Annotated in this window: 21 protein-coding genes; 2 read left to right on the top strand and 19 right to left on the bottom strand. The window is 28.3% G+C overall.

Annotated features, from left to right (window positions below):
• Positions 1 to 164 precede the first annotated feature (164 nt).
• From BN2920_RS06640 to BN2920_RS06630, 3 genes are all read right to left on the bottom strand, one after another.
• Positions 165 to 1001 (bottom strand): deoxyribonuclease IV, encoded by an 837-nt coding sequence (locus BN2920_RS06640; RefSeq protein WP_058294225.1) that lies wholly within the window; start codon positions 999 to 1001, stop codon positions 165 to 167.
• Between the two features lie 138 nt (positions 1002 to 1139).
• Entirely contained in the window at positions 1140 to 2042 is a 903-nt protein-coding gene (locus BN2920_RS06635; RefSeq protein ID WP_058294224.1) for a 3'-5' exoribonuclease YhaM family protein, read from the bottom strand.
• 357 nt (positions 2043 to 2399) lie between these two features.
• Positions 2400 to 2966, bottom strand: coding sequence for a P-loop nucleotide/nucleoside kinase family protein (locus BN2920_RS06630; protein ID WP_058294223.1), 567 nt, complete (start codon positions 2964 to 2966; stop codon positions 2400 to 2402).
• 772 nt (positions 2967 to 3738) lie between these two features.
• Here BN2920_RS06630 and BN2920_RS06625 point away from each other — a divergent pair.
• Entirely contained in the window at positions 3739 to 4695 is a 957-nt protein-coding gene (locus BN2920_RS06625) for a methyl-accepting chemotaxis protein (RefSeq protein ID WP_058294222.1), read from the top strand.
• Between the two features lie 150 nt (positions 4696 to 4845).
• Here the strand turns inward: BN2920_RS06625 and BN2920_RS06620 are convergent, their stop codons facing one another.
• Positions 4846 to 5400, bottom strand: coding sequence for a helix-turn-helix domain-containing protein (locus BN2920_RS06620; protein ID WP_058294221.1), 555 nt, complete (start codon positions 5398 to 5400; stop codon positions 4846 to 4848).
• A 168-nt stretch (positions 5401 to 5568) separates the two neighbouring features.
• Between BN2920_RS06620 and BN2920_RS06615 the strand changes: the two genes are divergently transcribed.
• On the top strand, positions 5569 to 6510 hold the full coding sequence (locus BN2920_RS06615; RefSeq protein WP_058294220.1) for a DMT family transporter: 942 nt from the start codon (positions 5569 to 5571) through the stop codon (positions 6508 to 6510).
• A 164-nt stretch (positions 6511 to 6674) separates the two neighbouring features.
• On the opposite strand, the gene BN2920_RS06610 is transcribed toward BN2920_RS06615, so the two are convergent.
• The 15 genes from BN2920_RS06610 to BN2920_RS06540 form a co-directional block, all read right to left on the bottom strand.
• Positions 6675 to 8603 (bottom strand): ABC transporter ATP-binding protein, encoded by a 1929-nt coding sequence (locus BN2920_RS06610; protein ID WP_058294219.1) that lies wholly within the window; start codon positions 8601 to 8603, stop codon positions 6675 to 6677.
• Complete coding sequence (locus BN2920_RS06605) at positions 8590 to 10326, bottom strand: ABC transporter ATP-binding protein (RefSeq protein ID WP_058294218.1); 1737 nt, start codon at positions 10324 to 10326, stop codon at positions 8590 to 8592. Before BN2920_RS06605 ends, BN2920_RS06610 begins: the two co-directional genes overlap by 14 nt.
• A 119-nt stretch (positions 10327 to 10445) precedes the next feature.
• Complete coding sequence (locus BN2920_RS06600) at positions 10446 to 10877, bottom strand: MarR family winged helix-turn-helix transcriptional regulator (protein ID WP_058294217.1); 432 nt, start codon at positions 10875 to 10877, stop codon at positions 10446 to 10448.
• A gap of 283 nt (positions 10878 to 11160) precedes the next feature.
• Positions 11161 to 12150 carry a Gfo/Idh/MocA family protein gene (locus BN2920_RS06595; protein WP_058294216.1) on the bottom strand — a complete coding sequence of 330 codons (990 nt, stop codon included), beginning with the start codon at positions 12148 to 12150 and terminating at the stop codon, positions 11161 to 11163.
• 172 nt (positions 12151 to 12322) lie between these two features.
• Positions 12323 to 12967 carry a pentapeptide repeat-containing protein gene (locus tag BN2920_RS06590; protein WP_058294215.1) on the bottom strand — a complete coding sequence of 215 codons (645 nt, stop codon included), beginning with the start codon at positions 12965 to 12967 and terminating at the stop codon, positions 12323 to 12325.
• Positions 12968 to 13325: 358 nt separating this feature from the next.
• Positions 13326 to 14672, bottom strand: a complete 1347-nt coding sequence (accC, locus tag BN2920_RS06585) for an acetyl-CoA carboxylase biotin carboxylase subunit (RefSeq protein ID WP_058294214.1) — start codon at positions 14670 to 14672, stop codon at positions 13326 to 13328.
• A gap of 20 nt (positions 14673 to 14692) precedes the next feature.
• The gene (locus BN2920_RS06580; protein ID WP_058294213.1) at positions 14693 to 15139 is read right to left on the bottom strand and encodes an acetyl-CoA carboxylase biotin carboxyl carrier protein; all 447 of its coding nucleotides are present in this window, start codon (positions 15137 to 15139) and stop codon (positions 14693 to 14695) included.
• 191 nt (positions 15140 to 15330) lie between these two features.
• Entirely contained in the window at positions 15331 to 16332 is a 1002-nt protein-coding gene (locus tag BN2920_RS06575; RefSeq protein WP_058294212.1) for a 5-oxoprolinase subunit C family protein, read from the bottom strand.
• Complete coding sequence (gene pxpB, locus BN2920_RS06570) at positions 16329 to 17036, bottom strand: 5-oxoprolinase subunit PxpB (protein ID WP_058294211.1); 708 nt, start codon at positions 17034 to 17036, stop codon at positions 16329 to 16331. The genes BN2920_RS06575 and pxpB overlap by 4 nt, the downstream gene beginning before the upstream one ends.
• Positions 17037 to 17055: 19 nt before the next feature.
• A complete protein-coding gene (gene alr, locus BN2920_RS06565) occupies positions 17056 to 18180 on the bottom strand; it encodes an alanine racemase (protein ID WP_058294210.1) in 1125 nt (374 codons plus the stop codon).
• 22 nt (positions 18181 to 18202) lie between these two features.
• The gene (locus BN2920_RS06560; RefSeq protein ID WP_058294209.1) at positions 18203 to 18961 is read right to left on the bottom strand and encodes a LamB/YcsF family protein; all 759 of its coding nucleotides are present in this window, start codon (positions 18959 to 18961) and stop codon (positions 18203 to 18205) included.
• A gap of 101 nt (positions 18962 to 19062) precedes the next feature.
• The gene (locus tag BN2920_RS06555; RefSeq protein WP_058294208.1) at positions 19063 to 19848 is read right to left on the bottom strand and encodes a putative hydro-lyase; all 786 of its coding nucleotides are present in this window, start codon (positions 19846 to 19848) and stop codon (positions 19063 to 19065) included.
• Between the two features lie 15 nt (positions 19849 to 19863).
• Positions 19864 to 20976: a DUF4392 domain-containing protein gene (locus BN2920_RS06550; RefSeq protein ID WP_058294207.1), complete on the bottom strand. Its 1113-nt coding sequence runs from the start codon at positions 20974 to 20976 to the stop codon at positions 19864 to 19866.
• Positions 20977 to 21092: 116 nt separating this feature from the next.
• The gene (locus BN2920_RS06545; RefSeq protein ID WP_058294206.1) at positions 21093 to 21947 is read right to left on the bottom strand and encodes an aminotransferase class IV; all 855 of its coding nucleotides are present in this window, start codon (positions 21945 to 21947) and stop codon (positions 21093 to 21095) included.
• A 242-nt stretch (positions 21948 to 22189) separates the two neighbouring features.
• Positions 22190 to 22615 carry an Lrp/AsnC family transcriptional regulator gene (locus tag BN2920_RS06540; RefSeq protein WP_058294205.1) on the bottom strand — a complete coding sequence of 142 codons (426 nt, stop codon included), beginning with the start codon at positions 22613 to 22615 and terminating at the stop codon, positions 22190 to 22192.
• Positions 22616 to 22637 lie beyond the last annotated feature (22 nt).

Below are 22637 nucleotides of genomic sequence, written 5' to 3'. Positions count from 1 at the left end.
TATTCCCCCTTTTACCCTTTGTATACTATATATTATTCTTCGAAAACGTTTAAATTCCTCTTTCTCATCAAAAATTTAATAGTGACTAAAAAACTAGCTATATAAGACAAATAGTTATATCTTATATAGCTAAGCTTTATTATTTATAATCAATTATTTATTAATTATACTTCTGTATATCTTTCTCGAAGTAACTGTATTTCTTTTTTATATCCATCCAACTCATTTGGTGTTTCAAGATAGAATGGCAGATTTCTTAATTTAGGATGATTAATTATTCTTGTTATAGCGTCAAGACCTATATACCCATTTCCTATTGTTTCATGTCTATCCTTATGGCTCTCAAATGGATTCTTACTATCATTTAAATGAATTGCTTTTAATCTCTCTAATCCAATAATTTTATCAAACTCATCTAAAACATTATCTAAATCATTCACAATATCATAGCCTGCATCATGAATATGGCATGTATCTAAACATACTCCCATCTTTTCTTTTAAGTTTACTTTGCTTATTATCTCTGCTATTTCTTGAAAATTTCTTCCTACTTCTGTCCCTTTTCCAGACATAGTTTCTAAAAGAACTGTTGTAGTCTGATCTTCTGTTAATATTTCATTTAAAGCATCAGCTATATACTGTATTCCAACTTCTGCACCTTGTTTTACATGACTGCCTGGGTGAAAGTTATATAAATTTCCTGGTATGTATTCCATTCTTTTTAAGTCATCTTTCATTATTTCAATAGCAAACTCCCTATTCTTAGGATCTGCTGAACATGCATTCAAAGTATATGGTGCATGAGCTAAAATTTTTCCAAAATTATTTTCTGCAATAATATCTAAAAACTCTTTAACATCTTCTTCGTCTATATCTTTTGCCTTGCTCCCTCTTGGGTTTCTTGTGAAAAATTGAAATGTATTAGCGCCAATACTTATTGCATCTTCACCCATTTTCTTAAAACCTTTAGAAGAAGATAAATGGCATCCTATAGTTAACATAATATTTTCCTCCATCTAATAATTTGTTGAAATTAATTGTATTCTATATTTAGCTTAATTTCAACTAGTGACTTTATTAAATGCAAAGATACAATACCAAATTATAATATGAGCCTCGTACATTTTAATTTCTATAATTTATAAGTAAAGTTTAGTTTCAAGTCTTCTATCATACTCTGACCATGTATTGCTTTCTGTTTTTTCCTTCATTTGAGTAATCTTATTCATGGTTGCGTCTATAGAATCAGCATAATTTAGAATAAATGCTTCTTCCATATTCATTTCTCTAGGTGAACCATATTCCAGTTTCCCATGATGTTGTACAATGCAACCTTTTATTCTATCGACAAAATCATCATTATAAAAATCAGGTTTATTTTTTACAGCTTCATCAATCATCTGAACTCCAATTACAATATGTCCCTCAAGTTCACCTCTTAATGTATATTTAAATGGTCCCTCATAATAAAGTTCATAGATCTTTCCTATATCATGAAGCTTTGCAGATAATACAGTTATTTCTTTTCTTCTGCAATCATACTTTTCAGAAAGCATTGCTGTTAAATCCATTACATTCAACGTATGTTCTGCAAGACCTCCTATATAATTATGATGCATTGAAACACCACCGATGCCCTTTTTAAATTTATCTAAAAATTCTTTATCACAGAAAAAATAATTATTTAACTCCTTGCCTTCTCTTGAAATCACATACTTAGTTGTAAGTTTATCAATATCATCCATAATCTCATCTATATTACGCTTTACAACTGGTAGATAATCTTCAATTTTATATTCTGTCACAAATTCATATTTTTTAACATCTAAATTTATATTTTTTATTCCAATAATCTTTAATACAACTCCTGGATTTATTTTATCGTCTTTGCAAGTAATATTTGCTTTTATTTCTGAAGTCTTATCTGCTAATATACATACAACTTTATTATTATCTTTAAAAATTACTCTCATTACCATCAATGATAATTCTAACTCTTCTTTATCTTTTATTTCTGATAAAAATCTTTCTTTAGTAGTCATTCATTATAGTCCTCCTAAAATAAAATTATTTTTTATTTTAGTATGTGTAATAACCTCATATTATATATAAAAAATGCTTTTTAATTATTATAGGTAGTGAGTAATATTTTTAAAATATCAATAAATACGGAAGCTCTTAATAATATTCATTCCTATTTCAAATTATTCAAATAAATTTCACTTAATTAGTTATATAAAAAGATTCTCATCAAAAATTATTAATTTGCAGATTATATTATATTCTTTAAATATATAATTTAATAAAAAACAGGAAGAGTCAAAAATTTGCCAATTCCTGTTTTTTGTATATGTATTGCTATTCTCTTTTATAATATCTATAAAACATTATAAATATAATTATTTTTTAAAGTATTCTACTAATTCAGCCATTGATTGTTCAAATTCTTCTTTTGATGAATTTTTGAACACTCTTAATTCTGGAATTCCTTCTGGTTTCTCAAAATTACATCTTGAAATATATTCATCCCAATTAGCTAATTTCCAAGTATCACGTTCTGAATTACGATCTATCATTCTTTGGTGACAAACTTCTATATCAGTTTCAACCCAGATAACAACTAATTCTGTATCATGTTCTTGTAATTTTTTTCTGAAGCCATTCATATAATCTAAGTCTCTTATTTCCCTTGTAAATGGTGCATTTATAAGTACTGTATCACAATACTCTAACGCTTCCAATGCTAGATCAATAACAACTTCATATTCAGTATTTCTTATGTTTTCTTCAAAGAAATCTGAACTTCTATTATTTTCTTCTCCTGCAACCTTAAATACTTGATTTGATAAACCAATTAATGTATCTTTATCTAAATATACCATTGGCTTAAGTGCCTTAGATATTTCTTTTGATACATGTGTCTTTCCGCATGCTGGTGGTGATGTCACTAATATTAATCTTCTCATCTTAAGTCGCCTCTCCTATAAACAATTAATTTATTAATGGTATTATTTAAAGCAACATATTAATTTGCTTTTTTACAAAATAATTCGCGTAAATATTATACTATAAATTCATGAATAACTCAAAAAAATAGTAGACCACTTAGAGCTATGGCTACTACTTTTTTGTTGATAAAATTATAGTCACATTCAGTTATAATAACTGGAAATATATACTAAGTTTTATAAAATAACTTTATATAAACTAACTACTTGTTTATTATATCAGCTTTTTTCAAAAAATAAAGAGTATTTTCACTTTTTCTAAGTTAAAAATGTTATCGCAAACATTTTCATTACTTTAATAATTTAGTATTGATTACTAATAGATAAATCTAACTTTTCCAGTATTAACGATAATAAATATATTTATTCAAAAATAATTTATCATATTCCAACTACTATAAAAAACATAACTGTTATCTATTGTTCATATTTTATATATCGTATACAAAGTAATTTATGGTATAATTACTATAATAAATTATTTTTTACTAAATGATAAAACTTTTAAGGGGATTTATTTTTATAAAAGAATTTAATATTTAAAGATGTATATAAAAGAACTTTCAAAAATAATAAATAATTTAAATACAGTGTTTTTAGTACAAGCATTATATTTAAAATTTATTGTAATGCTTTTAAATATCTATTTCACTTTGAATTTCTTTTGTATTATTATCACAAAATACGCAAATTCTTTAAATCCTATATTTTATATTTGGAGGTAATTAAAATGTTTTTTAAGAAAAAGAAAACAGAAAATACTATCGAAACCAACTCTGAAACTGTTCAAAATCTAACTACTTCTACTACAAAACCAGACAATTCTGATTTATTACTTACTGCGCTAAATGAAGTCAAAGGAAATGTAGAAAAATTAGCCGAAAATGATTCTACTATATCAGAAAATATTTTTAAAATTAAAGATTCTTCTGATAAATCAAACGATGCAACGAAAATGCTTGAAAATGAAACTCAAATAATTAATGAAAACATAACAAAATCTGTTGATGAACTTAATTCTGTAATGGGCAATATCAGTGAGAATATGAATCATTTATCAGATTGTGAATCTAGTTTTGATACATTGCGTTCAACAATACATATTACAAGTGATAGCATAAATGGATTTAAAGATAGCTTTGCAATGCTAGAAGGTAATGTTGCTTCTGTAAATTCTAATTTATCTCATATAAATGAAATAAGTGATCAAACAAATCTTTTAGCTCTTAATGCAAGTATAGAAGCTGCTCGTGCTGGTGAAGCTGGAAAAGGTTTCTCAGTTGTTGCTGAAGAAGTAAGAAAGCTTGCTGAAATAACAAAAGAAACTTCAAGTAAAATAGATACTCAGCTAGCTGATATTAATAAGGCTATTACCCTAATAAAAAATTCAGTATCAGAGCTAAACTCTAATGTTGACAATACTAATTCATCAATAAACACTGCTGTTAATAAATTCAATTTATTACAACAAAGTAATGAAGTGATTTCAAATAAAATAGTTGAGAATATTGAACAAATAATCCTCTTAATTGGAAATGTTTCCAAGATCCAGGAGTCTATTTCTGAAAATAATAAAAATTCAAATGACATCACAGAGCTAATTGAACAATTATCTGATTTAGAAAATGAAAGGCCTGAAATTTTAAAAAACATTCAAAATTGTTTTAATAGTGTAGAAAAATTATAATAATAAACTTAATCATAAAAATTTATATATAAAATGGCTAGAATATATTTTTATACTGATTCTAGCCATTTTATTTGCACTTCTTTTAATAAAATTAATCACTATTTTAAATTGGATACAATCTTTTTATTTACTGTATTTTCTAATATTCTAATTCAAATAAAATATTATATTTTGAAAAACTGCTTTTTCTTTATTTATATTTTCATATACATGTGCCTTATTAGCTGCAAATTTAATTGAGCTCCCCTTTTTCAGTATGAATTTTTGATTACCTATATCTAATTTAATTTCACCTTCAGTAACTATAATATATTCCTCCACCCCATCATCATGTGGTGATGATACATGCTTACATCCACAATCTAATTCTATTGTAAATATCTCAACACCCCTTTTTGCATCAAAAGCAAATATAGGAAATAATCTCATCTTATTGTTTTCTTCTATTACTGGAATAATTTCATTTTGATTTATTACTTTTACTTCATCTTGATCTTCATCAATAAAAAATGAAAATGATACCTTTAATCCAGTAGCAATTTTCCATAAAGTTGAAATAGTTGGATTTGACTGGCCACGCTCTATCTGTCCAAGCATTGCTTTACTTACCCCTGTCAATTCTGAGACATCATATAAACTTAAATTTCTCTTATTCCTTATTTCTTTCAATTTATTACCTATAATTGAATTCAAGGTTTCCATAAACAAACTCTTACTCCTTCTATTACTTTGGTTTTAAAAATAATTCATATATTTATTATCCTATAACAAATTCTTGTATTTGTAAATTATATCCTGTATAATATAGCATATATTTAGATGTTATAGCATACGTTTATATAATTAAACTTTAATTATTAGGAGATTATAATGAATAAAGCATTTCTATTAGGTATAGTATCATCATTCTTTTTTGCATTCACTTTTATATTAAATCAACAAATGAATATTTCCAGTAGTAGCTGGCTTTGGAGCTCTTCCTTAAGATACATTTTTATGCTTCCAATTTTATTTGTCATGCTTATTATAAAAAATAAATTGCTTGAAGTATTAATTGAGATAAAAAATAAACCTCTAAAATGGTTTATATGGAGCATAATAGGATTTGGATTATTTTACGCACCTTTAAGCTTTGCTTCTTCATATGGTCCATCATGGTTTATAGCTGGTACTTGGCAGATAACTATAGTTGCTGGTGCTCTTTTATCTCCATTATTTTTTCAAACAATAGAAACTAAAAATGGCACATATAAGCTGAGAAATAAAATCCCCAAAAAATCACTTCTAATGTCTTCAATTATTTTATTAGGAATATTTTTAATGCAACTTGATAAAGCAAAGAATTTCTCATTCTTAGATGTAATTTTAGGATTTATTCCAGTTATTATAGCTGCATTTTCCTATCCACTTGGTAATCGTAAAATGATGGAGGTTTGTGGTAATAAATTAAATACAATTCAAAGAGTCTTTGGTATGACATTATGCAGTATGCCATTTTGGATAATAATATCACTCTTGGGCTATATCTATTCTGGTCCTCCAAGTAAAGGACAACTATCTCAATCTTTAATAGTAGCTATTTTTTCAGGTGTTATTGCTACAATTCTATTTTTCAAAGCAACAGATTTAGTAAAGAATAATTCTACTAATTTAGCTATAATTGAATCCACCCAATCTGGCGAAGTAATATTTACTCTTCTTTTAGGAATACTTATATTCCATGATACAGTTCCAAACATTGTTACTTTAATTGGATTAATTCTTGTAATTATAGGAATGGTTCTTAATAGTCTATTAAATAGTAAAACTTGATAATTTCTAAATACAAAAACAGATAAGACCATATTATTAAAGTATTTTTATCAAATATGTAAAAATACTTTAAGCCATTTTTACATATTTGATATTTTTAATAATTGTCTTATCTGTTTTATAATTAAAATTTTAAATAATTTTTTTTCATTTAAATATTAATATTATGATAATTCAAAAGCTCCTGTATATAATTGATAATACTCACCTTTTTCTTTTATTAATTCTTCATGATTTCCACGCTCTATTATTCTTCCTTGTTCAAGAACCATAATAACATCTGAATTCTTAATTGTTGAAAGTCTATGAGCAATTACAAATACAGTTCTTCCCTTCATAAGCTTATCCATACCATCTTGAACTATAGCTTCTGTTCTTGTATCTATACTTGAAGTGGCTTCATCAAGTATAAGTACTGGTGGATCTGCTATAGCAGCTCTTGCAATTGCAATCAATTGTCTTTGACCTTGTGATAGGTTTGTTCCATCTCCTGTAAGCATTGTATTATAACCCTTTGGAAGATGTTTTATAAAGGTATCTGCATTAGCAAGCTTTGCTGCTGCATGTACTTCTTCATCAGTAGCATCTAGTTTACCATATCTTATGTTGTCTGCAACTGTACCTGTGAATAAATGAGTATCTTGAAGAACTATACCAAGTGACCTTCTTAAATCATCTTTTTTAATCTTATTGATATTTATACCATCATATCTAATCTTACCATCTTGAATGTCATAGAAACGGTTGATTAAATTTGTAATAGTTGTTTTTCCTGCACCTGTTGCTCCTACAAAAGCAATCTTCTGACCTGGTTTTGCATATAATTTCACATCATGTAAAACTATTTTTTCTGGATTATACCCAAAATCTACACCATCAAAAACAACATCACCAAGAACATTAGTATAAGTAATCGTACCATCTTCATGTGGATGCTTCCAAGCCCATGTTCCTGTACGTCCTTTAACTTCTTCTATATTTCCATCTTCATTAACTTTAGTATTAACTAATGTTACATAACCATCATCAACTTCTTGTTTTTCATCTAACATTTCAAAGATACGTTCAGCACCTGCAAGTGCCATGATGATAGAATTAAACTGTTGTGCTACTTGAGATATTGGCATTGTAAATTGTCTTGTTAATTGTAAAAATGACGCAAGCGCTCCAAGTGTAAAGCCATTAAATCCATTTATAGCAAGTGCAGCACCAACTGCTACTATAATAACATAGTTTAAGTTTCCTATATTCCCCATGATAGGCATTAAAATATTCGCAAATGTATTTGCATTTTCAGCACTATCAAAAAGTTGCTCATTAAGTTCATCAAACTTCTTCTTTGTTTCTTCTTCATGACAGAATACTTTTACTACTTTTTGTCCTTCCATCATTTCTTCAATATATCCATTGATGTTACCTAAATCTTTTTGCTGCTTTCCAAAATACTTTGCACTATTTCCACCAATCTTCTTTGTAACCTGAGTCATAACTATTACAGATACTATTACTATACATGTTAATGGAATACTTAAATATAACATTGAGCAAAATACACTTACAATTGTTATAACAGCTGATAAAAGCTGTGGTATACTTTGACTTATCATTTGTCTTAAAGTATCTGTATCGTTTGTATACAGACTCATTAAATTTCCATGTGGATGTGTATCAAAAAATGGGATTGATAGTTTTTCCATATGTGCAAACATATCATCTCTTATTTTCTTTAATGCACCTTGAGATACAAAAATCATTATACGATTATATGCATAAGTTGAAATAGCTCCAAAATAAAAGATAACTGCCATTTTTAGTATCATACTTAAAAGTGGTGCAAAATCAGGATTTTGAGTTTTAGTAAGAGGAATTATATATTCATCAATTAAAGTTCCTAAAAATAGATTTCCAGCTACACTTACAAGAGCACTAATAATGATACATGCAATTACAATTATAAACTGCATTTTATATCCATTTAATACATAAGACATTAGTCTTTTTAATGTTTTACTAGGATTTTTGCTCTTAGGTCCTACCATCGGTCCTTTATTTCCTGGCCCTTTTGGCATTCTTTGTCCTTTACTTGCCATCATTATCAGCTCCTTTCACTTGTGATTCATATACTTCTCTATATATTGAATTATCTTTTAATAATTCTTCATGATTTCCAATTCCATCAATCTTACCATCATTTAATACAATAATCTTATCTGCATCTTGAACTGAAGATATACGTTGAGCAATTATTATTTTTGTTGTATCCGGAATATCTTCTTTAAATGCTTTTCTAATTAACGCATCTGTTTTTGTATCAACTGCACTTGTTGAATCATCTAAAATTAATATTTTAGGCTTTTTAAGAAGTGCTCTTGCAATACAAAGTCTTTGCTTTTGTCCACCTGATACATTCGTACCACCTTGCTCAATATAAGTTTCATATTTTTTATGGAAGGTTTGTACGAATTCATCGCCTTGAGCTTGTTTACAAGCTGTTATTATTTCTTCTTCAGTAGCTTCTTTATCTCCCCATCTTAAATTTTCATTTATTGTACCTGAAAATAATACATTCTTTTGAAGTACCATAGAAACAGCATCTCTTAAGGTTTCTATATCATACTTTCTTACATCTATGCCTCCAACTTTAACGCTTCCTTCAGTTACATCATATAATCTTGGAATTAGTTGTACAAATGTTGATTTTGCACTTCCTGTTCCTCCAATTATGCCTACAGTCTCACCTGAGTTTATTTTAATATTGATATTTTCTAGATTAAAATTATCTACATTATTTCCGTAACTAAAGTTAACATTATCAAATTCTATACTTCCATCACTAACTTCAAATACAGGATTTTCCGGATTAGAAAGACTACTTTTTTCATCTATAACTTCTGAAATTCTTTCTGCAGAAGATTTAGCCATTGTAATCATAACAAATACCATAGCAATCATCATTAAACTCATCAATATACTCATTGAATAAGTAAATAAGCTCATTAATTCACCTGTTGTCATTGTGCTTGACACAATCATTTTTGCTCCAAGCCATGATAAAAGTAACATACATGTGTACATTGAAAATTGCATTACAGGCATATTAAGAACTATTACTTTTTCTGCTCTTATAAAGAAATCATATAATACCTTTGATGATTTATTAAATTTTTCTATTTCATGTTCTTCCCTTACATATGCCTTAACAACACGCATTCCTGTTAAATTTTCTTGAACACTGGCATTTAAGTCATCATATTTTTCAAACACTGCTTTAAAATATGGATGAGCTTTTGTCATTATAAAGTATAATATTATTCCTAAAAATAACATTGCGCCTACAAAAATTAACGCTAATTTAACATTAATGCTAAATGACATTATCATAGCAATTATAAGCATAATTGGTGCTCTTACAAGCATTCTTAAAACCATTTGATATGCATTTTGTACATTAGTTACATCTGTAGTTAATCTTGTTATAAGACCTGCAGTTGAGTATTTATCAATATTTGAGAATGAAAAGTCTTGAATATTATAGAACATAGCTTTTCTCAAATTTTTTGCAAATCCTGCTGATGCCTTTGCTGCATACTTACCTGCTAATGCTCCAAAAGTAAGTGACACTATAGACACAACTACCATAATTATTCCGACTTTAGTTACATACCCCATATCGCTTTTACCAATTCCATTATCAACTATCATAGCCATTAATAACGGAATAATCTGCTCCATAATAGCTTCACCAATGATATATAAAGGTGTCACAATTGAAGCATTTTTATATTCTCCGATATACTGTGATAACTTTTTTATCATTCTATCATCCTCCCTTGTATTAGACTACTTAATTTTAAAGATTTATTACTAAATAATTAAACTAAAACTTATTAAAGACTGTTTTAGTTAGGCTTCTAACTAATTTATTGACAGCATATCTAATCAGAAATTGTTTTTGATAACTTATCGAGTATATAGAATAAAAATTCACGTTCTCCTTCTGTTATTGATTTACTCACTTCATTTTCCATTTCATCAATAAGATTTTGTACCATCAATCTAATTTCATCACCTTTTTCTGTCAATACTATCTTTTTCAATCTAGCATCTGTACAAACACTTTCTCTTTTTATATATCCGTTCTTTTCCATCAACTGAAGTACACTTGTTACTGATGAACTTCTTATTTTTAAATCTTCTTCTATATCCTTTTGAAAAACATCTCTCTTTTTAGATTCCCAATATACAAATCCTATTATTTTTCCTTGAACACCTGTTATTCCATACTTAGCAACTTCATTATCTATTCTTCTGCGTATTTTATTACTGATAATATTTAATTCCTTCCCGATATGTTTTTTTCCATTCATGCTATTACCCCTACAGATTAGTTAGATTTCTAAGTAATTTTAATACTAATTTCGAATTTTGTCAACACACTCCTTTATATAGAGTTTTTTTGAAACCGTACACATACTTATATTAATATATTGTTCATAGTTTAATTTTTTATTTAATTAAATTAAAAACATTCTCCATTATCTTTTTTGATTTTTCTAACTGTTCTCTTTTATTAAAATGTTCGATTAGATAACACATATAAATAAAAATAAGCCACTACATAAACTGCATTGACTTATTTTATATTAAAAATTATTTATCTGCTGAAAATATAATACCTGCATCTTTTCTAGCTTGAACTGTTTCTTTTATTACATCCAATGAATGCTCTAATAATTTGTAGAATTCTTTATAATTCTTACTATTATAAATATCCCTAAAATCACAAATTTCATATACCATATGATTAGAAAATTGTTGTTCATTAAAAATTTCTTTTTCCTGCTTATTTAAACATACTTCAAAAGAAGAACATATTCCTGGTGACCCACTTACTTTAATATATCCTTTTGTTCCTTCTATATAAACACTGCTTTCACATCCACAATCTTTTGCACCAATACATACAGCATTAAATTTATCAAATCTCAAAGTCACTATTCCAGAAGTATCTATTCCATTATGTGCAACATTTGCCATATATCTCACTTCATTAGCCTTACCAAATAGTCCAGTTACAAAATGTAAGTTATATATATTAATATCTACTAGTGCTCCCCCTGATAATTCTGGATTAAACACTGGATGTATTTTTCCCTCTAAAAATGCATCATATCTGCTGGAATATTGAGAGTAGTTTCCTGATACTATTTTTATCTCTCCTATTTCAGGAAGTTTTTCTTTAATTAATTTATAATTAGGCGTATGTAAGGTTGTAATTGCTTCAAATAAAAATAAATTGTTTTTTTTCGCTAATTGGGCTAAAGTTTCAGCTTCTTTAATAGTTGAAGTAAATGGTTTTTCATTTATAACATTCTTATTAAATTCTAATGCTTTTTTTGAGTATTCATAATGTAGATTATTAGGTAATCCTATATACACAAAATCAATTTCATCATCTTTTAACATAAGTTCATAATTTGTATAAACCTTTTCAAAACCATTGTCCTTTGCTATCTTCTTTGCTTTTTCAATACTTTTTTCTCTACACCATATGGAAACAGCCTCTACATCTTCCACGTATTTTAATGCATCTAAAAAGCTTAATACAATTCCACCAGATCCTACAATTCCTATTTTCATGATATCCCTTCTTTCATTTAACAATAAAATAAATATATTATGTATATATTATATTAGTTATAAATTTTTCTTTCATTATAATTCTCTAACTTAAAAAATAAATTTCATCTATTATCTCAATAATATGAATTACCTTAAAACTTTTTTTCATAGATTACGAAAAAATATAAATTTATTGTATTACTAGTCCTATTAATCTTGTTAGATCTAAACCCTGAATTGGTGTAACTATTGCGCCTCTTATATCACTTATCTCAACACTGATTCCTTCAATTTCGCAGGTTGTAAAATCTATTTTATTAAGAATAGTCTTATTGAAAAATGTATTTATCAAATTTGTATCATTAAATGTTGTTTTATCTAACTTTACTTGTTGAAATACAGCTTCTTCAAAATTACAGTTAATAATATTTACAGAATTGAATTTTGAAAATGAAAAATTAGAATACTTAGACAATGAATCCTTAAATAAAACATGTTTAAGATTGCTTTCATCAAACTTTGCTCCTAGTAGTTTACAATTAATAAATTCAACTCGCATTAAGCTTCCACCACTAAAATCTATATTAGATAAATCACAATTTTCAAATGTTGTATCTAATAAATCTATATTTTTTAAAGTACAATTATCAAATACCACATTCTTAAATATACATGAATCAATTGTAATTCCAGTACCTTCTTTATTTTCTATCAATTCATTTTCTATAATTTTATTCTGTATTTTTTCAGATATAATTACTTCTTCGTAAATATCATTAATCATCTCTGGTTCATCTATAAATTTAGGTTTTTGTATCTTTATTAAATTAGACATATAGCACCTCATATTTTCAATATCTATATTTATTATAATCCAAATACAGTACTTTTGTATATTTTAAATTAGTCCCCCATCAATAAATCCCAATACAAAAGACATACCTTTATTAAAAACAATATTACTACCAAACAATGAGTTTAGTGAAAAAGAAAGAAATTCAATATATGATATGCGTAGTATTGTATTAAAAAATTTAAGCTTTTAAATTCTTAGACAGAGGCTGTTCCAAGAACGTTTGTCCAAAACTTGTTTTGGGAGCAAGCATTTTTGGTCACAGCCTCTATCTTTAGAATTTTTAGCTTAGATTTCCCTACAATCGAGCTCATCATATATTGAATTTCGGTTATTATCACTAGACTATCTTATTTTCTTCTAAAAATTTAGTATTAAATTCTCCACTTTTAAATATTTCATTATCCATTAAAGCTTTATGAAATGGTATTGTTGTCTCTACGCCTTTAATTTCAAATTCACTTAAAGCACGCTTCATTCTTTCTATAGCTTCATTTCTATCTCTTCCCCATGCTATTACTTTTGATATCATAGAATCATAAAATGGTGGTATTGAATATCCTGAATATGCTGCACTGTCTATTCTAATTCCAATTCCACCTGGCTGTATATAATTATTAATCTTTCCTGGACTTGGAGTAAAATCTTTATATGGATTTTCTGCATTTATTCTACATTCAATTGCACATCCATTTATTTTTACATCCTCCTGAGAAAAAGACAATTGCCGTCCTTCTGCCACTTTTATCTGCTCTTTTATAAGATCAATTCCTGTAATCATCTCAGTAACACCATGCTCAACTTGAATCCTTGTATTCATCTCCATAAAATAAAACTTATTATCACTATCTAACAGAAATTCTACTGTGCCAACACTATTATAATTTACAGCTTTTGAAGCATTAACGGCTGCTTCCCCCATACTACTTCTTAATTCTTCACTCAATGCCTTTGATGGGGATTCTTCTACAAGCTTTTGATGACGCCTTTGAATTGTACAGTCACGCTCTCCTAAATGAACTACGTTTCCATAATTATCGCCAATTATTTGAATTTCAATATGCCTTGTAGATTCTAAGTATTTTTCTAAATAAACATCTGGATTACCAAAATAGCTTTCAGCTTCTTTTTCAGCTTGTTCAATTGCAGACAATAGTTCTTCTTTATTGTTTGCAACTTTCATGCCTTTTCCTCCACCGCCTGCTGACGCCTTAACTATAACAGGATAACCTATCTCTTTTGCTATCTTTACAGCTTCATTTTTATCATTTATAATACCTTCTGTTCCTGGTACAATTGGTACTCCTGCCAATTTCAACGTTTCTTTTGCATTTGACTTATCTCCAAGCTTATCTATTATAATATAATTTGGGCCTATAAAACATATATTAAACTCTTCACAAGCTTTAGCAAATGCTGTGCTTTCAGATAAAAATCCATATCCAGGATGAATAGCATCAGCTTTTGAATGAATAGCTACATTTATTATATTATTTATATTTAGATACGTATCTTTAGGCAAACTTTTTCCTATACAATATGATTCATCCGCTAATTTTACATGAAGCGAATTCTTATCACTTTCTGAATAAATTGCAACTGTAGAAATTCCAAGTTCACGACATGCACGTATAATTCTTACTGCGATTTCTCCTCTATTGGCTATAAGAATTTTATTGAACCCCATAAATTATCACTTCCTTACAATTATATAGGTTTAATTTCGAATAATGGTTGTCCGTATTCTACAAAATCCCCATCCTTAACTAAGATATCTATAACTTCTCCATTAATTCCTGATTCTACTTCATTAAATAACTTCATTACTTCAATTAATCCTACAACTGTATTTTCATTAATTACATCATGAAGCTTTACAAATTCTTCTGCGCCCTCTTCTTTTCTTATATAAAATGTTCCTGCCAACTCAGATTTTATATATATCTTTTGAACATCACTTTCTTTATTATCTTCTTTTAAATTAATCATTTTTTTATCTTGTTCATTATAAACATCTTCATTATTTAAATCACATTTTTTTGAATTTTCCTTATCTATTATTACTTTGCTTTTCTCCTGTTCAAATTCAAAATGTGAAATATTATGCTTTTCAACGATTTCAAGTATTTTTTCTAAATCTGATATATTAATCAATTTTCCACCTCCAAGAAACTCAATATATTTTTAGGTTTATCACAGAATTTTGTGAAAAGGTACTTTTTCAACATCAATTCTTTATTCAAAACCAAGTAAATAGGTCATATAAGAGATGTAGATTATTATTTATCACAAAATTTCAGGATGAACCTATTTTTATTTAATCTAAAACATCTATTATAACAGTTTTATATACTTACTATTTTTATTGATTTTTTTAATTCTTCTATATATAATTCTCTTTTAAAATATAGTTCTTCAGCTTCTTTTAATGTAATTTTTTTAAATATAATTTTATCTGATGGCTTAAGTTGAACTAACTTTGGAATATCATAAAGAGCTACATGTGCTATCTTAGGATATCCACCTGCTGTTGCCCTATCTGCTAAAAGTATTATAGGATTACCATCAGGCGGAACTTGAATGGTACCAAATGATACCTCTCCAGATATCATTTCTATTTTTTCACTTAATTCTACTTTAGGGCCATTTAATCTATATCCCATTCTATCTGACTTACTGTCTATTATAAAAGGCTTAGTAAAAAACTCTCTAATGCTCTCTTCTCTAATATCTTTAAATTGCATATCTTCGAAAACTCTTATATATATAGGAGAATTATGATTCATATTTAAACTTTTTGCATACCATTTTGTATAAACAAAACTTTCCTTTGTATTTATTACCTTCAATTTATCTATTATATCTAATGACATACTAGTCTTCTTACCTATATTTATTACATCGTCTTTTTTTATTGCCCTTCCATCTTGTCCACCAATTCCACATCTTAGATATGTACTTTTGCTTTCCATAACAACTGGAACATCAATTCCTCCGGCTATGGCAACATATGCTCTGCATCCACTTATACATTTTCCGAATTTCAGAATACAATCTTCATGTAAATATATAGGTCGTCCCATTGGAACTTTTTTTTCATTAATTGTAGGAGAAATATCTGCACCAGTTATTGAAATAAGATTTCCCTTTCTTATCTTTAGAGCTGGTCCGATTAGGGTGATTTCGAGAACACCTTCATTTTCATCATTTCCAACAAGAATATTAGCTATTTTCATTGAATACTGATCCATTGCACCGCTTACAATTACACCATATTTTTCGTACCCATATCTGCCTCTGTCTTGAATAGTTGTTAAAAGTCCTGAATTTAAAACAGATATACTCATGATATCTTCTCCTTTAATTTCATATATTCCTCATAAGATATAGGATAAAATTTTGCGATATCACCACATTTTAAAATAGTTTTCTCTTTGTTATTTAAATCAAATAATTTAAATGGAGTTCTACCTATTATCTGCCATCCTCCTGGTGTTTCTATTGGATAGATTCCTGTCTGCATTCCTGCAATACCTACTGATCCTTCTGGTATTACTGTTCTTGGAGTATCACGTCTTGGAGTAAATATCTTCTCACTTAATCCCCCAAGATAAGGGAAACCCGGAGCAAATCCAATCATATAAACTAAATATTTTCCATTTGAATGAATGTTTATAACATCCTCTATTGTAATATCATTTTTCTGAGCAACAATTTCTATGTCTGGTCCTAATTCATTTCCATAACAAACTGGAATTTCAACTACATGATCTTCATACTCACACGAAAAATCTAGATTTGAAATTATTTCTTTTATCTTAAACTCCATATATTTAAAAGGTTCTTTACTCTTTAATTTCATTGGATCATATATGATTGAAACACTCGTGAAATATGGAATATATTCCACAAGACCATAAAACAGATTTTCATCAAGCCACTTACAAAAAATTCTTATTTTTTTATTTATATTTTCATCGATTGTATTTCCAAATTCCACAACTGCTGAAATTTCACTAGATTGTATAACTTTGAACTCATTTCCCAACATATTTTCACCTACTTTATAACTATAATATATATGTCCTTGTTACCCTTTTTCCTATACCACAGACAAATTCATAATTAAAACTTCCTGCCATTTCAGCAAGTTCTTCAACAGTAATTTTATTTTCTCTATCTGTTCCAACTAAAGTTACTTCATCTTCAATCTGTACATTTTCTAGATGCGTAATATCCAGCATCATCTGATCCATGCATATTCTTCCTATTATAGGAGCATATTGTCCATGAATAAGAACTTTTCCTTTTGATGATAATCCTCTCATATACCCATCCGCATAGCCAACTGAAATAGTTGCAATCCTAGTATTTCCCTTAGTAACATATGTTTTTCCGTAGCTTACTCCACATCCTTCTGATACTTCAGAAATATTAATTACATGTGCTTTCCATTCTAATGCACTTTTTAGTTTTAATGCACTTTTATTCACTTCATCAGATGGATATAAACCATATGTAATTATTCCACTCCTTACCATTTCAAAGCGATGATTATCAAATTCCATAATTCCTGCACTATTACACATATGTTTTATAGGAATATTTATATTATTATTTTCAAGTTTTCCTATAAATTCATCATATTTCTTCATCTGAATTTTTGCATAACTTTTATCTCTTTCATCAGCACAAGAAAAATGTGTAAACATGCCTTCAACAAATATATTATCCATTTTCATTATTTTCTTTATATTTTCAATACTTCTCTCATTTGGCTCAAACCCTATTCTATTCATGCCAGTTTCTAATGCAAGATGGATTTTTGCAATATGATTGAATCTTGCTGCATACTCTTCTAATTTTTCAACCATTTCTAAATTGTATACAGTTTGTGTAATATCATATTTTATTAAATCTTCATATTGTTTATAAGAAGTATATCCCAGAATCAAAATTGGTATATCAATATTGTTCTTACGAAGTTCTATTGCTTCTTCAATAGTCGCAACCCCAAAATAATCTACTTTCTCTTTAAGAAAATTTCCTATTACTGCTGCTCCATGTCCATATCCATCTGCCTTAATAACTGCCATGACTTTCACATTATTATCTATTAATTTTCTTACTTCATTTATATTGTGTTCTATAGCGTTCAAATCTACTTTTACATAAGTCCTTAGATATCCTTCCATAAAACAAATCTTCCTTCTTTCCTTATTCTAATGGTGCTATTTTTATATTCTCTTTTTCAAGAAACTTTTTTATATCTTTTACAAATTCTAATGCCTTTATATTATCTCCATGTACACATATTGATTCTGCATGTATAGGTATATCTACTCCGTTTATTGTTGTAACTTTGTTTTCTTTAATCATTCTAATAACTCTTTTAATTGCAATTTCTTTATCTGTAATTACTGCACCATTTACACTTCTATCAACTAGTGATCCATCCTCCTTATATGCTCTATCAGCAAATACCTCATTTGCACACTTTAGCCCTATATTCTTTGCTGCTTCAATCATCTTACTTCCACTTAATGCAAGTAAAATCAAATCAGAATCGACTTCTTTTATTCCTTCACATATGGCAAGTGCTAGATTTATATCTTTTCCTGCCATATTGTATAGTGCACCATGAGGCTTAACATGATTCATCTTTATTCCATGTGCTGTGCAAAATGCCTTTAATGCACCAATTTGATACTCTACAATTGTTTTTGCTTCTTTATATGAAATATTCATATTTCTTCTTCCAAACCCAGCCAAATCCTGAAAACCTGGATGTGCCCCAACAGATATCCCGTATTCCTTTGCTAGCTTCACAGTATTATACATAACTAATGGATCAGAAGCATGAAATCCACATGCAATATTTGCTGATGATATATATTTAATTACTTCTTCGTCACAGCCAATTTTATAAATTCCAAAGCTTTCACCTAAATCACAATTTAAATCTACTTTATACATACAAATCACCTTTATCAAATACTAATCTTAATTTTTAATCTACAATTGTAATACTATTTTTCTAAATTATGGAGGTATAACTCATTTTAAATTATAGTAAATCAATATTTCAGCTCTATATTTTTAACATCAGTTATAAGCATATGACCTGGAGAGTGTGTAATGACAATTTTAGGTTTTACGTTCATTACAACAGCTTGTGGAGTTACTCCACAAGGCCAGAAAACTGGAACTTCATTTTCTTTTATGTTCACTGAATCCCCAAAATCAGGCTTGTCTATACTTTTTATTCCTATTATAGATGGATCTCCGATATGAATTGGTGCTCCATGTACCTTTGGCATTGCGCCACTCACAAGCACCGATCTTACTATTTTTTCATATGGAATAGGTCTCATACTTACAACCATATTTCCATTAAATATTCCTGCTGGTGTACACTTAATATTTGTAATATACATAGGTACATTGCATTTTTCCTCTATATGTCTTATTTCGATATTATCTTCTATCATTTCTGACTCAAATGAAAAACTGCATCCAATTAAAAAACTTACAAAATCATCTCTCCATAAATCACCTATGTCTTTATATTCTCCAGTCAAAACTCCATCTTCATAAACCCTATACTTTGGAATATCTGTAGTAATATCAATGTCTTTTCCTAAAAAGTTAAGCATTTTATTTCCTACATCACTTACTTCTAAAATTGGACATGATTTTGGATTTCTTTGAGTGAAAAGCAAAAAATCATAAGCAATATCTTTAGGAAGAATTACTAAATTAGCTTGAGCATATCCTGCACACATTCCTGCGGTAGGAGTTGTAATTTTACCATCTCTTATTAATTTACGAACATCATAAGGGTGCATTTCTGAATAATCCATATATACTTCCCCCTTTTACACTATTATTCTTACATTTTTATCTCTACATTCTTCTAAATCTTCTTTTTCAAAAAAGCCAAGATCAATTACCTTCTCAAACCATGTTACACATGTTTTCTCAAGATTTATTGCTGATAGGACACATTCTCTCATTAAATTCACAATTGAGCAGTTTATTTCAAGTCCAAATCCATCTATAGCTGGAATTAAATCTCCATACATGTCTATCATTCCACTCCTTGAAGCTGCAATCATTGCGTCTTTTTCCATCTCTTTTGTATGCATAATATTTAAGTCATTTTTCAAATAAGAAAGTGCTGCAATAAGTCCATAACATCCCCAATCTGAAACTGTTGCTGTTATAATATTGTCTGCTTTTGTTTCCGCTACAATCCCTCCATTGCATCCACAATTGCAAGTTCCTTTTGCAGCATATGGTACATATTCGTACAAATGCTCCTTTATAGTTCCCATTCCTATTTCATTTCCAAGATCACCAATAGCTATATTTAAAACACCTTTTTCTTTTAATTTATTGAATAATACATCTTGCTTTGCTTCTAATTCAGTAACATCTAATCCAACTGCATTATGATAAACACCTTTTGAATTAGCACCTGGACATTCTATGCTTATAACTGCACTTGGAAAGCCTTTTGAAATAAGCTCATCAGCTTGTTTTGATGCTTCTTTTGCCTCTTTTGTAAATGGTATTGCCGCTAATGATAAAGGATACTCTGATAGACCTTCTATGCTATCATGAAAATGAAGCCCAACTACATATGCAAGATTTTCAACTGCTTTCATATTATCTTCAGGGCACACTATTACTGGCTTTACATTAAATCCTTTAACAAGTGCTCTTGCAAGAAGCATAGTACTTACAATCCCATCCATCTCTGCTTTTTTAAATGGCCTTAAAACAAAACCTGTCATTATATAAACTAGATCCCCTTCTTTTAGTGTATCTACTAATTTCTCTGCACTATTTATTGTTAATGGCTTTTTTGTATATTCTCTTGAAGCATTGTATAAAATCCTACACACGCCATAACCTCTTGGATCTAGATTCATTAAATTATCAAGATTTTCTCCAAGATTAAATACTGTTAAATCCTTCTGATTCATACTAATTCATCAACTCCATCATATAATTATAGTTGTAAAATTTAATGCAAAACTATCTATTCTCTATGGGTAATCTTCTATATCTCATATCTTAGATATTAGTTTTAAATTATTCTTTACTTCTTTAAGCCTGTCTTTTCTTTAACTATTTTTAAATATTCATCTTGAATAAACTTAAGTAGTTCTGGTGCTTTTCCCCCTACTGGAATGCCATCAATTTCAATAGCTTGAATAGCAAGTAAGCTTGAAGCTGAAACAATAACCTCATCAGCTTCCATTAAATCTTTAACTGTAAATGGAGTTTCATCAACAGGTATATTGTTATCCTTACAAATTTGTATCATGTGTTTCCTTGCAATACCCGGTAAAATCAGATTATCAGTTGGTGCTGTTCTAAATATTCCATCTTTTAATATACTTACGTTATTATGAGCACATTCAGTTACTCTGTCACCTCTATGGAATACTACTTCATCGCATCCTGCCCTTTTAGCTTTTTCAGATGCTAAAACATTTGGTAGTAAGTTCAATGTTTTAGCATTACAGTGATAAAATCTTGTATCTTCAACTGTTATTAATTTATATTTTTTTTCAAAAGGTGCTATATCAGCTGATGTAAGCGGCTTTAATGTAACCCATAAATTCGCTTTTGAATCAGGATATGCATGATTACGTGGTGCTGTTCCTCTAGTTACCTGCCAATATACAAATTGCTCTGGTGAATCTACTTTTTTAACTAACCCAGTAAGTAGATCTCCAAGTTCTTGCTTTGTACATGGAATTTCTATTCCTAGTAATCCAGCGCTATTATAAAATCTTTCAATGTGATCATCCAATGCAAATATTGTGTGATTAGCACAAAATGTTGCATCATAAACTCCATCACCAAAATAACATGCGCGATCATTCATTGGTATTTTCATATTTTCGATTAAATCATATTCTCCATTGTAAAACCCTAAGTTCTCCATAAATAATTCCTCCTAAAACTATATTAAAAAATAAAAAACCACATACATATAGACATATGAAACTGACTTCTTTGTCTGTATGTATATGGTCTTTTGGCTTCTCTAATTTATAAATTCATCATATATTATCAAATTATTTTTTTCAATAACTTACCCATATTTTGCTGTATTTTATTTTTATTTTGTATATTTGCAGAAATTTTTTCTGTAATTTCATTATTTTCGGAAATTTATCCATTTCACTAACTTTTTATATCTTTTAAAATAAAATATGTTTTTGTTCTAGAGACACCTTCTAAACTTTTTATATCCCTATGAATTTTTTCTAATTCCTCTGATGAACTGCATAAAATTTTCAACATAAAATCAAACTCTCCAGTTAAATAATAGCAAAGAACAACTTTATCATTTTGTTCTATTATATTTGTAAAAGATTCATAAAACTTCGGATGATCCAGACTCACTTCCATTAGTGCACTTGTTCCATTACCAAGCTTATTATTATCTACTGTTATTGTATAATTCTTTATTATATTATTGTTCTCCATTTTTTTTATACGTTCTAAAACTGCTGAAACTGATAAATGGATTTCTTTGCTTATTTGTGATGCTTTAATTCTAGCATTGCTCTTTAGACACTCTAATATTTTATAGTCTAGGTTATCCATATTATCTCACCCCGAATACTTA

This window comes from Clostridium neonatale (genome assembly GCF_001458595.1).
GTDB classification, from domain to species: domain Bacteria; phylum Bacillota; class Clostridia; order Clostridiales; family Clostridiaceae; genus Clostridium; species Clostridium neonatale.
The sequence above is the reverse complement of the archived record's forward strand: the minus strand, read 5'-3'. Positions and strand labels throughout refer to the sequence as shown.